Raw genomic sequence first — 15,520 nt, forward strand, 5'->3', positions numbered from 1 at the left:
GGCTACTTCTTTGAACCTCTCTCTTCGTCATACTGCTTATATGCTTCAACAATTCTTTGAACAAGCTTATGACGAACTACATCGCGTGCTGTAAGGTGAACAAATGCTATGCCGTCAATTCCAGATAATATCTTCTCTACAACGAGTAACCCCGAACTCTGCCCTTGCGGCAAATCAATCTGGGTTGCGTCTCCAGTTACAACAACCTTTGAGCCAAAACCAAGCCTAGTCAGAAACATTTTCATCTGCTCGGGCGAGGTATTTTGAGCTTCATCCAAAATAATGAAGGAATCGTTTAAGGTGCGGCCCCTCATATACGCAAGAGGTGCAACCTCTATAATCCCTTTTTCCATTAAGCCTTGGAACTGCTCAGCATCCATCATATCATAAAGTGCATCGTAAAGTGGACGCAAATATGGATCTACTTTTTGGTAGAGGTCCCCAGGTAGAAAACCAAGCTTCTCACCAGCCTCAACGGCCGGTCTCGTAAGAATAATTCTGCCAACCTCTTTGTCCTTTAAAGCCTTCACCGCCATTGCCATCGCCAGGTATGTCTTTCCTGTTCCGGCAGGTCCTATAGCAAAGGTGGCAATGTGTTTGCGTATGGCATCGACATACTGCTTCTGCCCAGCTGTTCGTGGCCCGATTACTTTGCGCCGGTTGGTGATAATCACATCCGAGTAGATGCTTGATGGAGCAACTTTTTCATTTTTATCACGAATTAGCTCAATAGTGTGCTCGACTTTTTGGGGGGTTAGCTGATGCCCACTTGATAATACTGCCAGAAGTTCCTCGAAAACTGTTGCTACGGCTTCTACTTCACCGGCATCGCCTTTGATTTTTATTTCATTCCCTCTTACTAATATTCTCGTATTAAAGTTATCTTCTATTATCTTCAATAGTTGGTCCTGGTAGCCTAATAGTTCAACCATTGGCTGATTACCCGGAACCACAACTTTAGTTTCTATTTTCCCTGCCAATTAGGCTATTTCACTCCTCTTTAACTGTTAGCAACCAGCTGCTAGCGGCCAGTTAGACGCGATATATATCGCATCCGTGCCCGGGAACTTGCTGATGTCTAGACAGTGAGAAAATTATATCACCTTTGGGTCTCCAGGAGCTAGAAATCAGGCATTTGAACAGAAAACTGCGTTCATCCTAACCTTTTAATAGCTCCGAAACAATCTCATTGACCCTTTTACCATCAGCTCTGCCTCTAACCTCGGGCATTAGCTTGCTCATAACTCTGCCCATCTCTTTTATAGACGTAGCCCCCGTATCTTTAATGGCCCTCTTTGCAAGCTCCCGGATTTCATCGTCGGTGAGCTGTTTCGGCAGATAGCTGGCAAGGATTTTGGCTTCGCTCTCCTCTTTCTCCGCCAAATCCTCACGATTTCCCTTCCTATACTGCTCAACAGCTTCTCTTCTGCGCTTGATCTGCTTTTGGATTATCTCAACGATTTCCTCGTCTGTAAGCTGGCTCTTTTTTGTTATTTCGGCATTTTTGATCTCGGCATTGAGGAAACGGATCGTTGAAACCCTAATCTTCTGACTAACATCAGAAGGCGCAGCACGCATTGCTGATTTTAAATCCTCGCTTAAACGGTCTTTAAGTGACAAAATTTGCCTCCTTTTGTAGGTCAGGGGATCGGGTCGGGACCCAGGATCCTGGTCTCTGCACCCTGCTTTTTATCCTGGTGGCCAGCCCAGCTTCCTCCCACCTAAGAGGTGGATGTGGATATGATAGACTTCCTGCCCGGAATCAGGTCCGTTATTTATAACAACCCTATAGCCGCTTTCTGCGATTCCCTCCTGTTTAGCGATTTTACTGGCCGCAAACAGCAACTTGCCGAGCAACTCTTCATCCTTTTCGGTGGCATCTGCAAGCATTGCGATATGCTTTTTAGGGATAATTAAGATATGGGTAGGAGCCTGCGGTCTGATATCGCGAAAAGCAAGTATATCTTCGTCCTCGTAAACCTTATCGACTGGAATTTCCCCAGCAACCATTTTACAAAAAAGGTCTTCTGCCATTTACTCCCTCCTTGTTGTAGATCAAAAATCAACGATATCTGATAGCCTATACAATTCTACCATAGAGGATTGCGTTTTCCTGCTCATCTATATTAACATTAACTAACCTTCCGATAGCATCTTGCGTACCGCCTTCTATATGAACCCTGATATAGTTATCGCTTATACCTGAAAGATACTTGCCATGCGCGCGCTCCACCAATACACTCAAGTTTTTCCCAACGTAGTTTGAGGCAAACTTTGACGACAGTTTTCTGCTTATATCAATCAGCTGAGCTGATCGGCTGTCTTTAACAGAGCTTGCAACCTGGTTGTTATAGGTTGCAGCAGGCGTTCCTGCTCTCGGAGAAAACTTAAACACATGAAGTTTGCTAAACCCGACTCGCTCAACTAGCTCTGCGGTATCGTTAAAATCATTATCGGTCTCTCCAGGGAAACCGACAATGACGTCAGTTGTAATTGCAAGACCATCGATTTTCTGCTTAAGTTCATCAGTGCGCTCAACAAACTCAGACTGCGTGTAACGTCTATTCATTTTAGCAAGTATGCTATCGCTTCCGCTCTGAAGCGGGATATGAAGATGGTTGCATACTTTGCCTGATGTGGATATCAGCTCGACAATATCAGGTGTTATTTCGTTTAGCTCGATAGAGCTCAGACGAATTCTGCCCAGGCCACGTATATCGATAAGCCTTCTTAAAAGGCTGCCCAAGCTGTTACCTGTTCCGTTACCATACAGCCCAAGATGAATGCCGGTCAAAACTATCTCTTGCGTGCCGGTAGCTACAAGACGCGATACCTCATCGACTATCTCGCTTTGCGGGCGACTCCAAAGGTTGCCACGGACATAGGGAACTATGCAATAGCTGCAAAACTGGTTGCAGCCATCCTGTATCTTAACCAGCGCACGAGTATGTAAAGGCATAACAATCTTATCCCCGCTTACCTTGCTGGATGCTTCCATGCCGAGCTTTTCAGCAAGTACCCTCGGGAGCTCACGCTTCTGGTCATTTCCCACGATCAAGTCGATCCCCTCAATTTGAGCTATCTCATCGCGATCAGAATCAGCATAACAGCCGGTAACCACAACAAGGGATTCTGGATTGTTTTTTAAGGCGCGCCTTATAAGCTGCCTGGACTTGTGATTTGCAACCGCCGTGACCGTGCAGCTATTGATGATATACACGTCTGCTGAGGATGAAAAATCAACCTGATCCCAGCCCATTCTCTTAAGATCGGCAACTATTCGCTCTCCTTCATATTGATTGACTTTGCAGCCAAGTGTATGTATGGAAAAGCTTACTCTGCTATGCACAACATAAAACCCCAATTTTTTATTTTAATAACCGCGGTTTAAGCCGACTTAACAGCAACGCGAAGAAGCCAGAAGTCGGGAGCTAGAATTCCAAAGATTTTAATTCTTAGCTTTTGACCTTTGGCTTCCTACTATATTTTGACTTGTTTTTAGCCTTTCGACAATAACAACGGAATTATAAGTTAACCATCAAACAACCGGTAGATGAAATTAGATGAAACCAGATGAAATAAGTGTGCTAGCATTTTAAACCGCTTATCTTATAAGTAACCTTCGGAAAGCAATTGCTACAGCCTGCGCCCTATCCCTTGCTTTGAGTTTCTTGAGAATTTGCTTAACATGAGTATTGATGGTCTCGATGCTTAGTCCAAGCTGGGATGCAATCTCTTTGTTTGAAAACCCTTCGGCCATGAACTCAAGTATCTGCTGCTGCCTGGGAGGCAGGCTAACCAAATTGCCATCCGTCGTCACTCTCATTTTGAATATCTCCTTAGCCAGCTTAGGTTGCACGTAAACTTCATTTGCAATGGCGCTCTTAACTGCCGCAACCAGTTCGTCCTTGTTCACACTGTTTAGAATAAAGCCGCAGGCTCCTTTGGATATTGCCTCTTCAAAATACTTGCCGTTGTCAAGGTTTGAGATAAACAAAAATCTAATAGACGGATTTATATCAATATAGGATTTAATCCTATCAAAGCCACAAAAATCGGAAAGCTGAAGATCGATGATAATAATATCGGGGGAAACCTTCTCTATCTTTGCGTCCACTTCGGCACATGTAGTCGCAGTATCAATAACCGTTACGTCACCGACATCGCTTAACATTGCCTTAATACCTTCCTGCATAAGAGGATAAGGGCTCGCTATGATTAAACTAGTGCTCATATTGTCCTCCATCTTGGCATCCCTTCCCCCGCCACCGTCTGTCTTCACCGTTCCAGGTAAGACCGCTTTGCGGACTCTATTGATATGGATAGATTGTGGCTCGAGCCTGAGCCTAACAGATTATGGTTATGAGCTCCAAATAGTAGTGGTTCTGCAAGAACATAAAATAGGTCGATACTTATAGGTAAATTTTTAGTATTACTCCACTACTTACAGTTTATTCTATTTACCTATATATCGGTTATACCTATATATAGGTATAATTATAACCCAAATTAGGGAATTCCTATAGGTTTTCTGGGAATTTGTGGCTTACCGTGATTCTTTTGCTATCGTCATGCCGCCTTGCGCTTCTTGCTCTCTATTAATCCCTTTAGATCTATAAAAGCATCGCCTAATCCTTCGGACATAGTAAGCACGCAATGAATCGTTTGCGCGAGGTCAGCTAACTTCAACCTGGACTGCATTGCGACCACCCCTTCTTCGAGTATTTCATCTGCATGATGACCAATTATATGGATGCCGAGCACCTCTTCACTGTCTACATCTGCAATAATTTTTGCGAAACCCAAGCGGTCTCCAGATGTAAGGGCCCGGCCAAGACCTGCAAACGGCATTTTATGCGCTACGTAGTTGAAGCCATTTTGCCTTGCCTCTTCCTCGGTTATGCCCACGCTTGCGATTGGAGGGTTACTCCAAGTAACCCGTGGTATGACGCGAAAGCTGACCTCTTCGCTGTTTCCGGCAAGGGCGTTTTTAACTGCAAGGTCGCCTTCATATGCTGCGGCCTGAGCTAATTGAAAGCCAGGGATAACATCGCCTGCCGCATATATATTATCAACGCTTGTCTGCAAGTACTTGTTGACTTCGATCCCTTTCTTGCCGGTTTTTACACCAATTCCTTCCAGGTTAAGATTATCTATCAAGGGGCGCCGGCCTGTTGCAATAAATATCTCGTTTGCCTTTAATGTAGCCTTGCCATCCGGTGTTTGGATCACCAGAGCCTTGGCGTGATTATCCTTAAAAGCCTTCTTTACTTGAGAGCTCGCATAGATGTTAACACCCCTGCTTGTCATGTAATTATGGATAGCTTCTGATATCTCCGGATCTTCCTTAGGGGCTATTCTACCTGCAGCTTCCACGATTGTTACCTGAGAATCAAAAGATTCGTAGACCGTGCTAAACTCTAGACCCACGGCTGAGCCCCCAACCATAATAAACGATTCGGGCAGGTCTCGCATATCGATTGCTTGCTCGCTTGTTATGTATCCCACCTCATCTAAGCCCTCTATAGGTGGCACGAAAGGTGTGGATCCGGTTGCGATAATGGCTTTATTAAACGAGATGGTCCTTCCATTAACATCAACTTCGTGTGTTGACTTAAAACTAGCCGTACCATAGATAATATCGATTCCTTGTATCTCGAAGAATCTTCGCATCTCTGGCCCAGTTATCTGAGAGACAACCCAGTTCTTTCGGTCGATAACCTTTCCAAAATCAAAGCCAATGCCGTCAGCTGATAAGCCGAACTCAGCAGCCCTTTTTAGTGAACGGAAAGCTGCTGCTGAGGCCAGCAAAGCCTTGCTGGGAGCACAACCCGTATTAGGTCAGGTTCCGCCAAGCTTTGCTTTCTCGACCATCGCAACTCTTGCACCCAGCTCTATTCCACCCACAGCTGCAGCTGCTCCTGCGCTACCTGAGCCGATAACAAGCAGGTCGTAATGCATAACAGGCCTCCTTTAAATGTTTTAAATGTATAACCTATCAGGAGCTAATTCAGGCCCTATACTTGATATGAAAGCTTCTAATTTTTAACTTGAATTTCCTAAGCGGCCCAACCTATCTCTTTTGCTATCTTTAGGTAGCGCTCAGGATCCTGATCAAACATATTCTTATGCTCTAGGCTGTCAAAATAATAAGTTCTGCCTTGGTACTCACTAGTCAAATTTTCCTGTTTAGCTCTTGCCTCATCTACTGTGGTGTCCATGCCCATTGAGGCACATACAATACATTTAGCCATCTATCCTCACCTACACCTATTTTTTAATACAACATTAAGCTGCTTTTTGCATCGACTGCTTGATATAGGCTGCTATCTGATTAGCTTCATTTTTGAATTGCTCCATATCCGGGTTATTACCCTCAAGAAACGCCGACCAGCCGGCAACATATTTTGCAATCCGGTAAGCCTCATCTACCTGGGTATCCGTGGCACCTGACGCCATCGCCATCTGAGCGTGCCAATATGCCATATGCGGACAGCTTGCAGCTGAAGCGACAGATACACCCATCAAATGCTTCTCCATCGGAGATAAGTTGCTTGGCTGAAGCTCCATCACTTTGAAGATCTCCCAATCATGCTCAAGAGTTGAATCGGGAATTGTTAGCATCCAGCTGGGTATGCGGCCAAGCATAGATTCCATCTCATCAAATATTTCTTTCCTGCTTCTCATAGCGACCTCCAATAATCAAATACCTTACAAATGCGTTTCTACCCGTAAACGTACTCAAAAACTTTTTCGTGGCAAACTGGTCTGCCGATGTTTGCACAAATATTTCATTGAGCCCGATTTCAATAACCGGCAGAGAGCCTTTGCAGTTTAAAGCCAGATACGGCGTGGAAAGATTTAAAGCAATTCCTGCTTCTGGGAGAACAAGAATGAAAGTCACCATCAATGAAGGCACTTTGTTTATTATTTCAAACGAACTGGGCGACATCTTGCCCGGTAAAGAAGATGGTCTATACAACCAGGATACCCGTTTCCTAAACCGGTACGAAATATTTATAAACGGCGTTAAGCCAACCGTGTTAACTGGGCGACAGGTTGATTATTACTCAGCAGTTCATTACCTGACAAATCCAGAACTTGATGGCATGCGCCCGAATTCAATAACGATAGCAAGGAAACGCATAATCGGAGATGCCCTTCACGAAGACCTTGAGATAGCAAACCATAGCTTAGAACCAATCGATATCAAGCTTCATTTTGAGTTTGATGCCGATTTCGCAGATATCTTCGATGTTAAAGCTAGCCGCCACCCTGCTGAGATATCGCCTGAATTTATTACAAATAGGAAGGCTAGAAGCCTCTCTTTCAGGCATGAATCCAAAGCCCTCTATAGAGAAACTAAGATAGTTTTTAGCCAAACACCTGAGCTTGGCGAGAAGGCAGCCGGCTTTGATATAAAACTTGAGCCGGACCAGCGATGGCGAATCTGTATTGACTTCTCTATGCTTGCAAGCCGGAAAGCAGTAGTATCAAGCTACAGATGTGAGCCGTTTAGCATGGTGCGCAAACGGCCTGAGAGCGAGGTTGAATGGGTTAGAAAAGCCCCTAAGCTATTTACGGATTATGACACTTTAGAGCACGCTTATGCACAAAGTCTAACAGACATGGTAGCGCTCCGACTAAAGAAGCCAAAGTTTGAAGATCTAGGAATAATTCCAGCAGCGGGAATCCCATGGTTTGTAACGTGCTTTGGAAGAGATAGCTTAATAACAGCGTACCAGACACTGCCTTATCTGCCGGATATGGCATACGGCGTTCTAAGAAACTCAGCCAGATATCAAGGCCGCAAAGTAGACATACGCACCGAGGAGGAGCCCGGCAAGATATTTCATGAGATCCGATGGGGCGGATTTCCATCAACCTTTCCAGCAATTGGCGAGGCCCCTTACAAAATTTACTACGGAACGGTCGATGCAACCCCGCTTTTCATCATCCTCCTCTACGAGTTATACAGCTGGACTGGAGATAAAGCATTAATAGGCAGCCTCAAAGGTAATCTTGTAAAAGCCCTCGAATAGATCGATAAATATGGAGATAAAGACAATGATGGATATGTCGAGTACAGAAAAATGAGTGAGCATGGCCTTGAAAATCAGGGGTGGAAGGACTCGTGGGATTCGGTAAGATTTGCCGACGGCCGTTTTGCTAAAGCCCCTATTGCTCTGTGTGAGGTTCAAGGTTATGTATACATGGCAAAACTGGGTGCTGCAGAGCTCTTAGATGTTCTAGGAGATAGTGGAAGAGCTGGCCAGCTAAGAAAAGAGGTCACCGAGCTAAAAGAAAGGTTTAACCGAGACTTCTGGATGGAAGATAAAGGCTTCTTTGCTGAGGTACTCGATAAAGATAAGAAGCAAGTTGACTCAATAACATCCAACGCGGGACAACTCCTTTGGTCCGGCATTGTTGATAAAGAAAAGGCCGGTATTTTGAGGGAGAAATTACTCTCTCCCGACATGTTTTCTGGTTGGGGCATACGCACGATGAGCTCACAGATGGCTGCCTATAATCCGCTGAGTTACCACAACGGAACCATCTGGCCTCACGATAACTTAATTATCGCAAACGGGCTGATGCGCTATGGTTTTTACGAGGAATCTTTGCTGATTATCGATTCTATCTTAGATGCCGGTCAATACTTTGCATATCAAAGACTTCCTGAGCTTTTTGCAGGCTATGATCGCAGGTCATCTGTCGTACCAATTGATTACCCGGCAAGCAACAGCCCGCAGTCCTGGGCGTCCGGAGTATCGTTTCTGATGCTATCCACAATTCTCGGCATGCGGGTGCAGGCGGACAAGAAACTTCTTATCCTTAAACCGAGATTCCCTGCAGACATATATCGAATACATCTCGCCGGCTTAAGGGTTGGCGATAGTTATATCAGCTTTGAGGTTCTCAAAGAGGGGGGGTAGAAACGAGCTATATATAACCGAGAATCCGGGCTCTTTTAAGATCAAACTTGAGAGGTGGCCAGATGAGTATGAGAGCGACTGCCGTAAAACCAGGACAGAAGGATAGCGCGAGCTTGTCAGATGTGCCAACTCCCGAGCCAGGCCCAGGTGAGATCCGGGTTAAAGTCATCGAAGTTGGAGTTGACGGAACGGATATCGATATAAACGAGGGACTCTATGGCCAGGCACCTCCGGGCGAGGAACGGCTAATCATCAGTCATGAGGCTGTCGGGGTTATCGATAAAATTGGTTTGCATGTAAGCGGTTTTTTTAAGGAGGAGCTTGTTGTGCCAACCGTCCGCCGGGGCTGCCCTGAGCAATGCCCAAGCTGTAGCCAGTTAGAGCCCGATATGTGCCTCACCAATAACTACGAAGAGAGGGGCATTTTAAAATTACAGGGATTCATGGCTGATTACTTTGTCGAGAAACCTGATAACCTGCTTAAAGTTCCCCCTCACTTGCGCGCTATAGGGATATTGGTTGAACCCTTAAGCATCTGCGAAAAAGGAATTCGTGAGATATTTAAGCTGCAGCAGCGCTTAAGATGGTCTCCTGAGATGGCCCTCGTTCTTGGCGCAGGAAGCATCGGCCTTCTCTTTACCTTTCTTCTTCTACAACGGTGACAGGCACCGGGCAATCTCTCTACCAGGTACTTTACCTTGCTATTGGCTTAAAAGTGTGCGATTGTAAAATATTTAATAGCCTGGAAATTCACAATCGCACACTTTATTATTAAGCATTCTCTGTTTATACTGGTCAGCAATTTGAAAGGTGACAGGCACCGCTAAAAAATATTTTGGATAGCTGCAATTGCGCTTTCTTTGTCAGGCGTACCTGTGAAAACAACCTTTCCGTCAATAATAGTCACGGGAACGCCGGTTATTCCGTACTCTTTAGCTAATTGCTGACCTTTTTCTGATGCTATATCATAAACCTCATAATTAAAGTCATATTCCTTCTTTAAACTATCCCATAGCTCCTTTGCGCCAGGACATACGGGACACCAATCGGCTATGAGAAGCACCACAGACTTCATTTACATGGCCTCCTTGAATGCTTCTAAAACCATTTTCTTGTTAGGCCAGCCTAAAAGCCCTTCACTTGTTTGGTACACACGACACTTTAGAGCGTAATCAGTCGCCGTACGCGCATTCCTATCAACATCAAGGCCGTTTATCCTAATTGTAGGCGATCCTAAAAACTTTCTCTCAACCGCCTCTTCTTGACTTTGAACATCGATCTTTTCAATCGGCTCATCTATACCAAGCTCTTTCATGACCTCGGCTAAAACTTCTTCAGCATTCTTAAATGTAGGACAACCTGAAAAGTAAAGTAATTCGATTTTCATTTTATCCTCCTCTGTTAACCGATATGTCTGCTACTTAGATTGGCTTACATCCTGGTGCACGAGCTAATATGGCTGGCATTATCTGTAACCACCGAGCGGCTAAGTTCCATAATCGTGCGGATTCGCTCATCAGTTATTTTGTAATAGACGTATTTTCCTTCCTGCTGCGAGCTAACGTAGCCACACCACTTAAGGCAGGCAAGTTGATTGGAGACGAGGCTTTGCGATACACCAAGTGTTTCCACCAACTCACTTACGTTTTTTGAGCCGCCAAGCAGCACCTCAACGATTCTATATCGCGTTGGATTAGCTAGCCCCTGAAAGAATTTCGCATAGAGCGTTGATTGAAGCTCTTGCGCACTCTTTTCTACCATTTTAGTCATTGTGCCACCTTGTATTAACGTATTTTAATATGTTGATTCTTATTATATAAGAATCTGCCCTGTTTTCAAGAACATGTTTTAAGAGTCCATAGGCTTACCCGCAGCACGCTTCAAAATGCCCCTTATCATGTGAGACAGCAGCACCAGCGACCGCTTCAGAAAACGTGGGGTGGATGTAGATGGTGTCAGCGATATCATCTATCGTAAGATTACCTTTCATGGCAATAGCAACCTCTAAAATAAGCTCTGCCGCACTGTGGCCGATTATGTGTCCTCCGATTATTTGACCGTTGCTGTTGTCCACGATGAGCTTTGCAAAGCCTTCGGTTTCACCGTTTACAATGGCTGCCCCAATAGTAGCAAAATCAAGCTAGGTGCAAAGTGGTGCAAAGTGTGCAAATTGAGACATCGTTCACGTTCGCAAAATTCTCATTGGTGATATAAACTTAATCCATAACCGTAGCCCACTCAATCCCCAGACAGGATTCAAACTTAAGGCCTTAAAGGTTAGTAATAGCTTATTTTCCCCGAATCTGGGGCCTTCGAACTTTGTCTTTTTAACCTTCTCAAATCGTATACGATAAGTGCAATTGCAACCGGACCGGCAGTCTCAACTCGAAGGATAGACTCGCCAAGTGTTACGATTTTTGCGCCGATCTCTTTAAGGCTTAAAACCTCAGAGTCGGCAAGCCCACCCTCAGGGCCGATAACAAGAGCAACTCTTTTTGCACTCACATCCAGTACTTCGTAGGGAAATTGGGCTCGCTCCTCTTCCCAGAAAACGATAACCTCGTCAAAGCCCTCAAGTTGAACTAACGCATCGCTAAAAGAAAGTACCGGGCTTACTTTTGGAATAAGAGTGCGGTGGGACTGCTTTGCGGCCTCAGTAGCTATCTTTTGCCACCGCTCGACTTTTCTTGCGGCTTTCTCGGGCTCTACCTTAACGACCACGCGCTCAGTTAACATAGGAAATATTCCGGTAACACCAATCTCAACCGATTTGCGAACGATATCGTCCATCTTTGTGCCTTTGGGTAGAGCTTGAAATAGGAATACCTCGGGAAGGCCCTCTTCTGGACGGTAACTCTTGATGACTTTGCCCGTTACCTTCTCGTCTGAGATGTTTACAATCTCAACATCCGAAACGACTCCTTCTGGATCCACAACTTCGATGACTTCCCCAGCGCGCAGCCGCAAGACATCTCGGATGTGTCTTGCATCAGAGCCGGTTATATCAACCGCGTATTTAACTGCCCTATCCACAAAAAAGCGGGGCTTAGCCAAGCTCACTCACCACGTTAGTCCACTCACCTATATCAAGAATTTTTTTAACTATAAAGCCATTATCTTTAAGAGCTTCAAGAATTCCGCCTTTTTGCTCAACCGTTATACCGGAGGCAATAAAAATCTTAAGCCCTTTGAGCCTGCGCACTATATCAGGCAAGAAATTAATTATCATTGAAGCAGTTAGATTAGCAACAAGAAGGTCAACCTGTGTGAGTTCAAGGTCTGAAAAGTCCTTGACTATGAAATCAATTTTATCAGCTACTCCGTTTTCGGCTGCATTTTCTTTTGCGACTTCTATGGCCTGCGGGTCATTATCGATTGCAACAACTTTTTTTGCCCCAAGTTTTGCGGCCGCTATCGCAAGTATCCCTGAGCCAGTACCTAGATCAAGCACCGTGTCGGTTCCACGCACAAATTCCTGCAAAAATATAAGGCACCCTTCAGTCGTCGGGTGCGAGCCAGTCCCGAAGGCAAGCCCCGGGTCAAGCTGGATTACTATCTCGTTTGGGAAAGACTCGACTTCCTGCCAGGATGGCCTTATCAAGAACCTGCCGATTCGCACCGGCTTGAAGGATTTTTTGTAATTCTCGGCCCAATCTTCATCAGAAATTGTACTAATGCTAATCGTAGCCGGATCGGTCTTTAGCCCTTCGAGGTCGATCTTTTCCAATGCAGCTTTTAAAGTTATCTGGATATCCTCAACAGGATAAGATTCTGGCACGTAGGCGGTAAGGGTCACAGCATCATCTTTGTTATCGATCTGGATACCGGATGGACTTAAGTTTAGCATCGCCGAAGATAGAGCCTCAGCCGCTTCTAAAGATACGGTAACTTCCACCTTCAGCCAATCCATGCAATCCTCCGGGTTAGTTCATGGCTTATGAATTTGAGGGCAAGAGGCACGAATTCTGCTATTCCCCAATCCCTCTCATCAAGGATGGGGAACCTCCGATTCACTGATTTATCCATTTATCCACTCACCAGTTTTACTTTTGGCCAAAAGCATCCTTTATGCGGCTGAAAATACCGCCGTGTGATGTTTCGTGGATTTCCTCACCCGACTCCCGGGCAAATTCAATTAAAAGTTCCTTTTGTCTTTCGGTTAACTTGCGCGGGGTCTCTATTACAACCTGAACTATAATATCACCACGGGAACTACCGCGAAGCGAAGGAACGCCCTTTCCTTTTAGCCTAAAAGTTGTTCCCGTCTGTGTTCCCGGTGCAACTGTTATTGTTTCAAAACCCTCAAGCGTTGGTACCTGCAATTCCGAACCGATTGCGGCCTGGGTAAATGTTATCGGTAGCTGACAGAAAAGATCGACTCCCCGGCGCTCGAAGACAGAATGCGGCTTAACATGAAGCGTGACGTACAGGTCTCCGGGTCTTCCACCGCGCAGGCCGGCCTCACCCTTGCCTGTTAGCTTAAGCGTAACGCCGTTATCCACCCCGGCTGGAATATCGACTTTTATCTTCTCGTGCACAGGTTTTCGGCCCTGGCCGTTACAATCTTTGCATGGTGTTGTAATCACCCGACCAGTGCCCTGACATTTAGGGCAGGTCGACGTCCTGATAAATGTACCGAAAACAGTGCGCTGCTCACTTCTGACCTCTCCCGCGCCCCTGCAAGTAGGACAGGTCGCCGGACTCGTGCCGGGCTCCAGGCCTGTACCACCGCAAGTACTGCAGCCTACCAAGCGGGCGATCTCAACTTCTTTCTCTGCGCCAAAGACAGCTTCTTCAAAGTCTACCGTTAGCTCAAGGCTTAAATCGGAGCCACGCTGGGCGGTACTTTTCGCTCGCCCACCCTGCTGCTGCCAATTGCCAAAAAACATGTCAAATATATCGCCAAAAGCGCTCTCGAAGCCGCCACCGAAGCCAGAAAAATCCTCAAAGCCGCCACCAAACGCCGGACCCTTAGCCGAACCAAACGTATCATAGTTGCGGCGTTTATCCGGGTCGCTTAAGACCTCGTAAGCCTCGTTGATTTCCTTAAATTTTGCCTCAGCTTTGGGATCGTCCTTATTAACATCAGGGTGATACTTCCGGGCAAGCCTTCGAAACGCTTTCTTGATCTCGTCTTGCGTTGCGCCTTTTGAAACACCCAATATCTCGTAATAGTCTTTGGCCATCTTTACCTCAACATAAACCTATGTTAATTAATATTTCTTGCTCAATATTTTTTATCGCCCAAGCGAGAATTATAGCTTAAGCGATTGCGATAGTACAATATGAATTTATTCACAGTTCATGGCCCAGCGCTCAGCAAGTAAGGGCAAGGGAAGAGGGCAAACGCTTTTGATATTGTTATTTAGACTCTTCGACTCTGCCCCTTGCTGCCTGTTAGCAGCCCTAAAGGGCTGCACTACATTTTTTATAAACCCCGGACCCTAGTCCCTGGACCCTGGACTATGACCTCAAATCGTTCAAAGCCTTGGTCAGATTCCCAGCAATGAACTCGACAGCCGAGATGGCCCGCGCATAATTCATGCGGGTTGGGCCGATTATGCCCAGTGTTCCAAAAGCCTCATCATCTACATGATAAGTGCTTGCAATTACACTGCAATCTTTAATCTGCTGATCAGCATTCTCAGACCCGATCCGAACAAACACCTTATCACTCCTATATGAATCCTCCAACCACTGAAGGAGACGGTAACCGTGCTCGAGCGAGCTTAAAAGGGATTGTACTTTACGGAAATCTTCAAACTCTGGCTGGCCGAGAATGCTTGTTGTACCGCCTAGAAAAACACGCTCTTTGTCCTCGCTCTGCATCACGTCTACTATCTCGTCTATTAGCTGGTGGATAAAGCCTGCAGATTTATAGTCGGACAAGTCAATAGCGTCTTTAACGGTTGATATCTCGGAAGGTTGAAGCCCCTGAAGCCTCTCGTTTAGCAGGTGCTCAACACCTGAAACATCAACACCGTGGGTCTCAACGCTGATCGTACGCTTTAAAACCTGTCCTTTATCGGTTATTAGAACCATTAGCATATGTTTTGGCGATAGTGAAACTAGATCGATGTGCTTAAGGCGACTGCTCTTAAATGTGGGAGCCATGACAACCGCTATGTAGTTTGTAAGCTTTGAGAGGATACTGGTCGTCTCCCGTAGAAGCTCTTCCATCTCCTTGTTTAAGGCAGAGTAGAGTTTAACTATCGCCTTTTCCTCTTTAAGAGTAAGCCCAGGCTTATCAGCCGTGCTGTCAACATAAAAACGGTAAGCAATATCGGTTGGGATGCGCCCTGCGGAAGTATGGGGCTGATGCAAATACCCTAAATCCTCTAATACGGCAAGCTCGTTTCTAACCGTAGCTGAGCTTACACCAAGCTGATATTTTTCAACAAGCCTGTGAGAGCTCACCGGTTCGGCGGTCAGAATATATTCCTGTACTGCTACAAATAATATTGCTTTCTTTCTAGCATCAAGCATTTTACCGCTCCTTTTAGCACTCTCGCAGGGAGAGTGCTAAATTAAATTTATCACCTGTTATGCTTGAATGTCAAGGACACGTGGATGGGTGTCTACCC

General features: G+C 45.6%; 21 protein-coding genes. 3 read left to right on the forward strand and 18 right to left on the reverse strand.

Features of this window, described 5'->3' with window-relative positions:
• Positions 1 to 2 precede the first annotated feature (2 nt).
• From K6T91_02590 to K6T91_02635, 10 genes are all read right to left on the reverse strand, one after another.
• A complete protein-coding gene (locus K6T91_02590) occupies positions 3 to 932 on the reverse strand; it encodes a PhoH family protein (protein ID MCL6471682.1) in 930 nt (309 codons plus the stop codon).
• Between the two features lie 226 nt (positions 933 to 1,158).
• The gene (locus K6T91_02595; GenBank protein ID MCL6471683.1) at positions 1,159 to 1,620 is read right to left on the reverse strand and encodes a GatB/YqeY domain-containing protein; all 462 of its coding nucleotides are present in this window, start codon (positions 1,618 to 1,620) and stop codon (positions 1,159 to 1,161) included.
• Between the two features lie 69 nt (positions 1,621 to 1,689).
• A complete protein-coding gene (locus K6T91_02600) occupies positions 1,690 to 2,034 on the reverse strand; it encodes a histidine triad nucleotide-binding protein (protein ID MCL6471684.1) in 345 nt (114 codons plus the stop codon).
• Positions 2,035 to 2,080: 46 nt separating this feature from the next.
• A complete protein-coding gene (gene mtaB, locus K6T91_02605; GenBank protein ID MCL6471685.1) occupies positions 2,081 to 3,349 on the reverse strand; it encodes a tRNA (N(6)-L-threonylcarbamoyladenosine(37)-C(2))-methylthiotransferase MtaB in 1,269 nt (422 codons plus the stop codon).
• Positions 3,350 to 3,604: 255 nt separating this feature from the next.
• Positions 3,605 to 4,282: a response regulator transcription factor gene (locus K6T91_02610; protein ID MCL6471686.1), complete on the reverse strand. Its 678-nt coding sequence runs from the start codon at positions 4,280 to 4,282 to the stop codon at positions 3,605 to 3,607.
• Between the two features lie 287 nt (positions 4,283 to 4,569).
• Positions 4,570 to 5,811 (reverse strand): NAD(P)/FAD-dependent oxidoreductase, encoded by a 1,242-nt coding sequence (locus K6T91_02615; protein MCL6471687.1) that lies wholly within the window; start codon positions 5,809 to 5,811, stop codon positions 4,570 to 4,572.
• Positions 5,812 to 5,841: 30 nt separating this feature from the next.
• Entirely contained in the window at positions 5,842 to 5,961 is a 120-nt protein-coding gene (locus tag K6T91_02620) for an FAD-binding protein (protein ID MCL6471688.1), read from the reverse strand.
• A 98-nt stretch (positions 5,962 to 6,059) separates the two neighbouring features.
• The gene (locus K6T91_02625; protein ID MCL6471689.1) at positions 6,060 to 6,254 is read right to left on the reverse strand and encodes a YHS domain-containing protein; all 195 of its coding nucleotides are present in this window, start codon (positions 6,252 to 6,254) and stop codon (positions 6,060 to 6,062) included.
• Between the two features lie 34 nt (positions 6,255 to 6,288).
• The gene (locus tag K6T91_02630; protein ID MCL6471690.1) at positions 6,289 to 6,687 is read right to left on the reverse strand and encodes a carboxymuconolactone decarboxylase family protein; all 399 of its coding nucleotides are present in this window, start codon (positions 6,685 to 6,687) and stop codon (positions 6,289 to 6,291) included.
• Positions 6,662 to 6,907: a hypothetical protein gene (locus K6T91_02635; protein MCL6471691.1), complete on the reverse strand. Its 246-nt coding sequence runs from the start codon at positions 6,905 to 6,907 to the stop codon at positions 6,662 to 6,664. The genes K6T91_02630 and K6T91_02635 overlap by 26 nt, the downstream gene beginning before the upstream one ends.
• Between K6T91_02635 and K6T91_02640 the strand changes: the two genes are divergently transcribed.
• The 3 genes from K6T91_02640 (at position 6,894) to K6T91_02650 (ending at position 9,598) form a co-directional block, all read left to right on the forward strand.
• Complete coding sequence (locus K6T91_02640) at positions 6,894 to 8,042, forward strand: hypothetical protein (protein ID MCL6471692.1); 1,149 nt, start codon at positions 6,894 to 6,896, stop codon at positions 8,040 to 8,042. The genes K6T91_02635 and K6T91_02640 overlap by 14 nt on opposite strands.
• 51 nt (positions 8,043 to 8,093) lie before the next feature.
• Positions 8,094 to 8,936, forward strand: a complete 843-nt coding sequence (locus tag K6T91_02645) for a hypothetical protein (GenBank protein MCL6471693.1) — start codon at positions 8,094 to 8,096, stop codon at positions 8,934 to 8,936.
• Positions 8,937 to 8,998: 62 nt separating this feature from the next.
• Entirely contained in the window at positions 8,999 to 9,598 is a 600-nt protein-coding gene (locus K6T91_02650) for an alcohol dehydrogenase catalytic domain-containing protein (GenBank protein MCL6471694.1), read from the forward strand.
• A 161-nt stretch (positions 9,599 to 9,759) separates the two neighbouring features.
• Here K6T91_02650 and K6T91_02655 read toward each other — a convergent pair whose 3' ends face one another.
• The 8 genes from K6T91_02655 to hrcA form a co-directional block, all read right to left on the reverse strand.
• Positions 9,760 to 10,011, reverse strand: coding sequence for a thioredoxin family protein (locus K6T91_02655; protein ID MCL6471695.1), 252 nt, complete (start codon positions 10,009 to 10,011; stop codon positions 9,760 to 9,762).
• Entirely contained in the window at positions 10,012 to 10,323 is a 312-nt protein-coding gene (locus K6T91_02660) for a DUF2703 domain-containing protein (GenBank protein MCL6471696.1), read from the reverse strand.
• Positions 10,324 to 10,367: 44 nt separating this feature from the next.
• Positions 10,368 to 10,706 (reverse strand): metalloregulator ArsR/SmtB family transcription factor, encoded by a 339-nt coding sequence (locus tag K6T91_02665; GenBank protein ID MCL6471697.1) that lies wholly within the window; start codon positions 10,704 to 10,706, stop codon positions 10,368 to 10,370.
• 94 nt (positions 10,707 to 10,800) lie between these two features.
• Entirely contained in the window at positions 10,801 to 11,061 is a 261-nt protein-coding gene (locus K6T91_02670; protein ID MCL6471698.1) for a hypothetical protein, read from the reverse strand.
• Between the two features lie 152 nt (positions 11,062 to 11,213).
• Positions 11,214 to 11,990 (reverse strand): 16S rRNA (uracil(1498)-N(3))-methyltransferase, encoded by a 777-nt coding sequence (locus K6T91_02675; GenBank protein ID MCL6471699.1) that lies wholly within the window; start codon positions 11,988 to 11,990, stop codon positions 11,214 to 11,216.
• Positions 11,983 to 12,846, reverse strand: coding sequence for a 50S ribosomal protein L11 methyltransferase (gene prmA / locus K6T91_02680; protein ID MCL6471700.1), 864 nt, complete (start codon positions 12,844 to 12,846; stop codon positions 11,983 to 11,985). Before prmA ends, K6T91_02675 begins: the two co-directional genes overlap by 8 nt.
• 133 nt (positions 12,847 to 12,979) lie before the next feature.
• Positions 12,980 to 14,122, reverse strand: coding sequence for a molecular chaperone DnaJ (gene dnaJ / locus K6T91_02685; protein MCL6471701.1), 1,143 nt, complete (start codon positions 14,120 to 14,122; stop codon positions 12,980 to 12,982).
• 277 nt (positions 14,123 to 14,399) lie between these two features.
• Positions 14,400 to 15,422 (reverse strand): heat-inducible transcriptional repressor HrcA, encoded by a 1,023-nt coding sequence (gene hrcA / locus K6T91_02690; protein MCL6471702.1) that lies wholly within the window; start codon positions 15,420 to 15,422, stop codon positions 14,400 to 14,402.
• Positions 15,423 to 15,520 lie beyond the last annotated feature (98 nt).

This window comes from Bacillota bacterium (assembly GCA_023511485.1).
Lineage (GTDB): Bacteria > Actinomycetota > Aquicultoria > Aquicultorales > Aquicultoraceae > CADDYS01.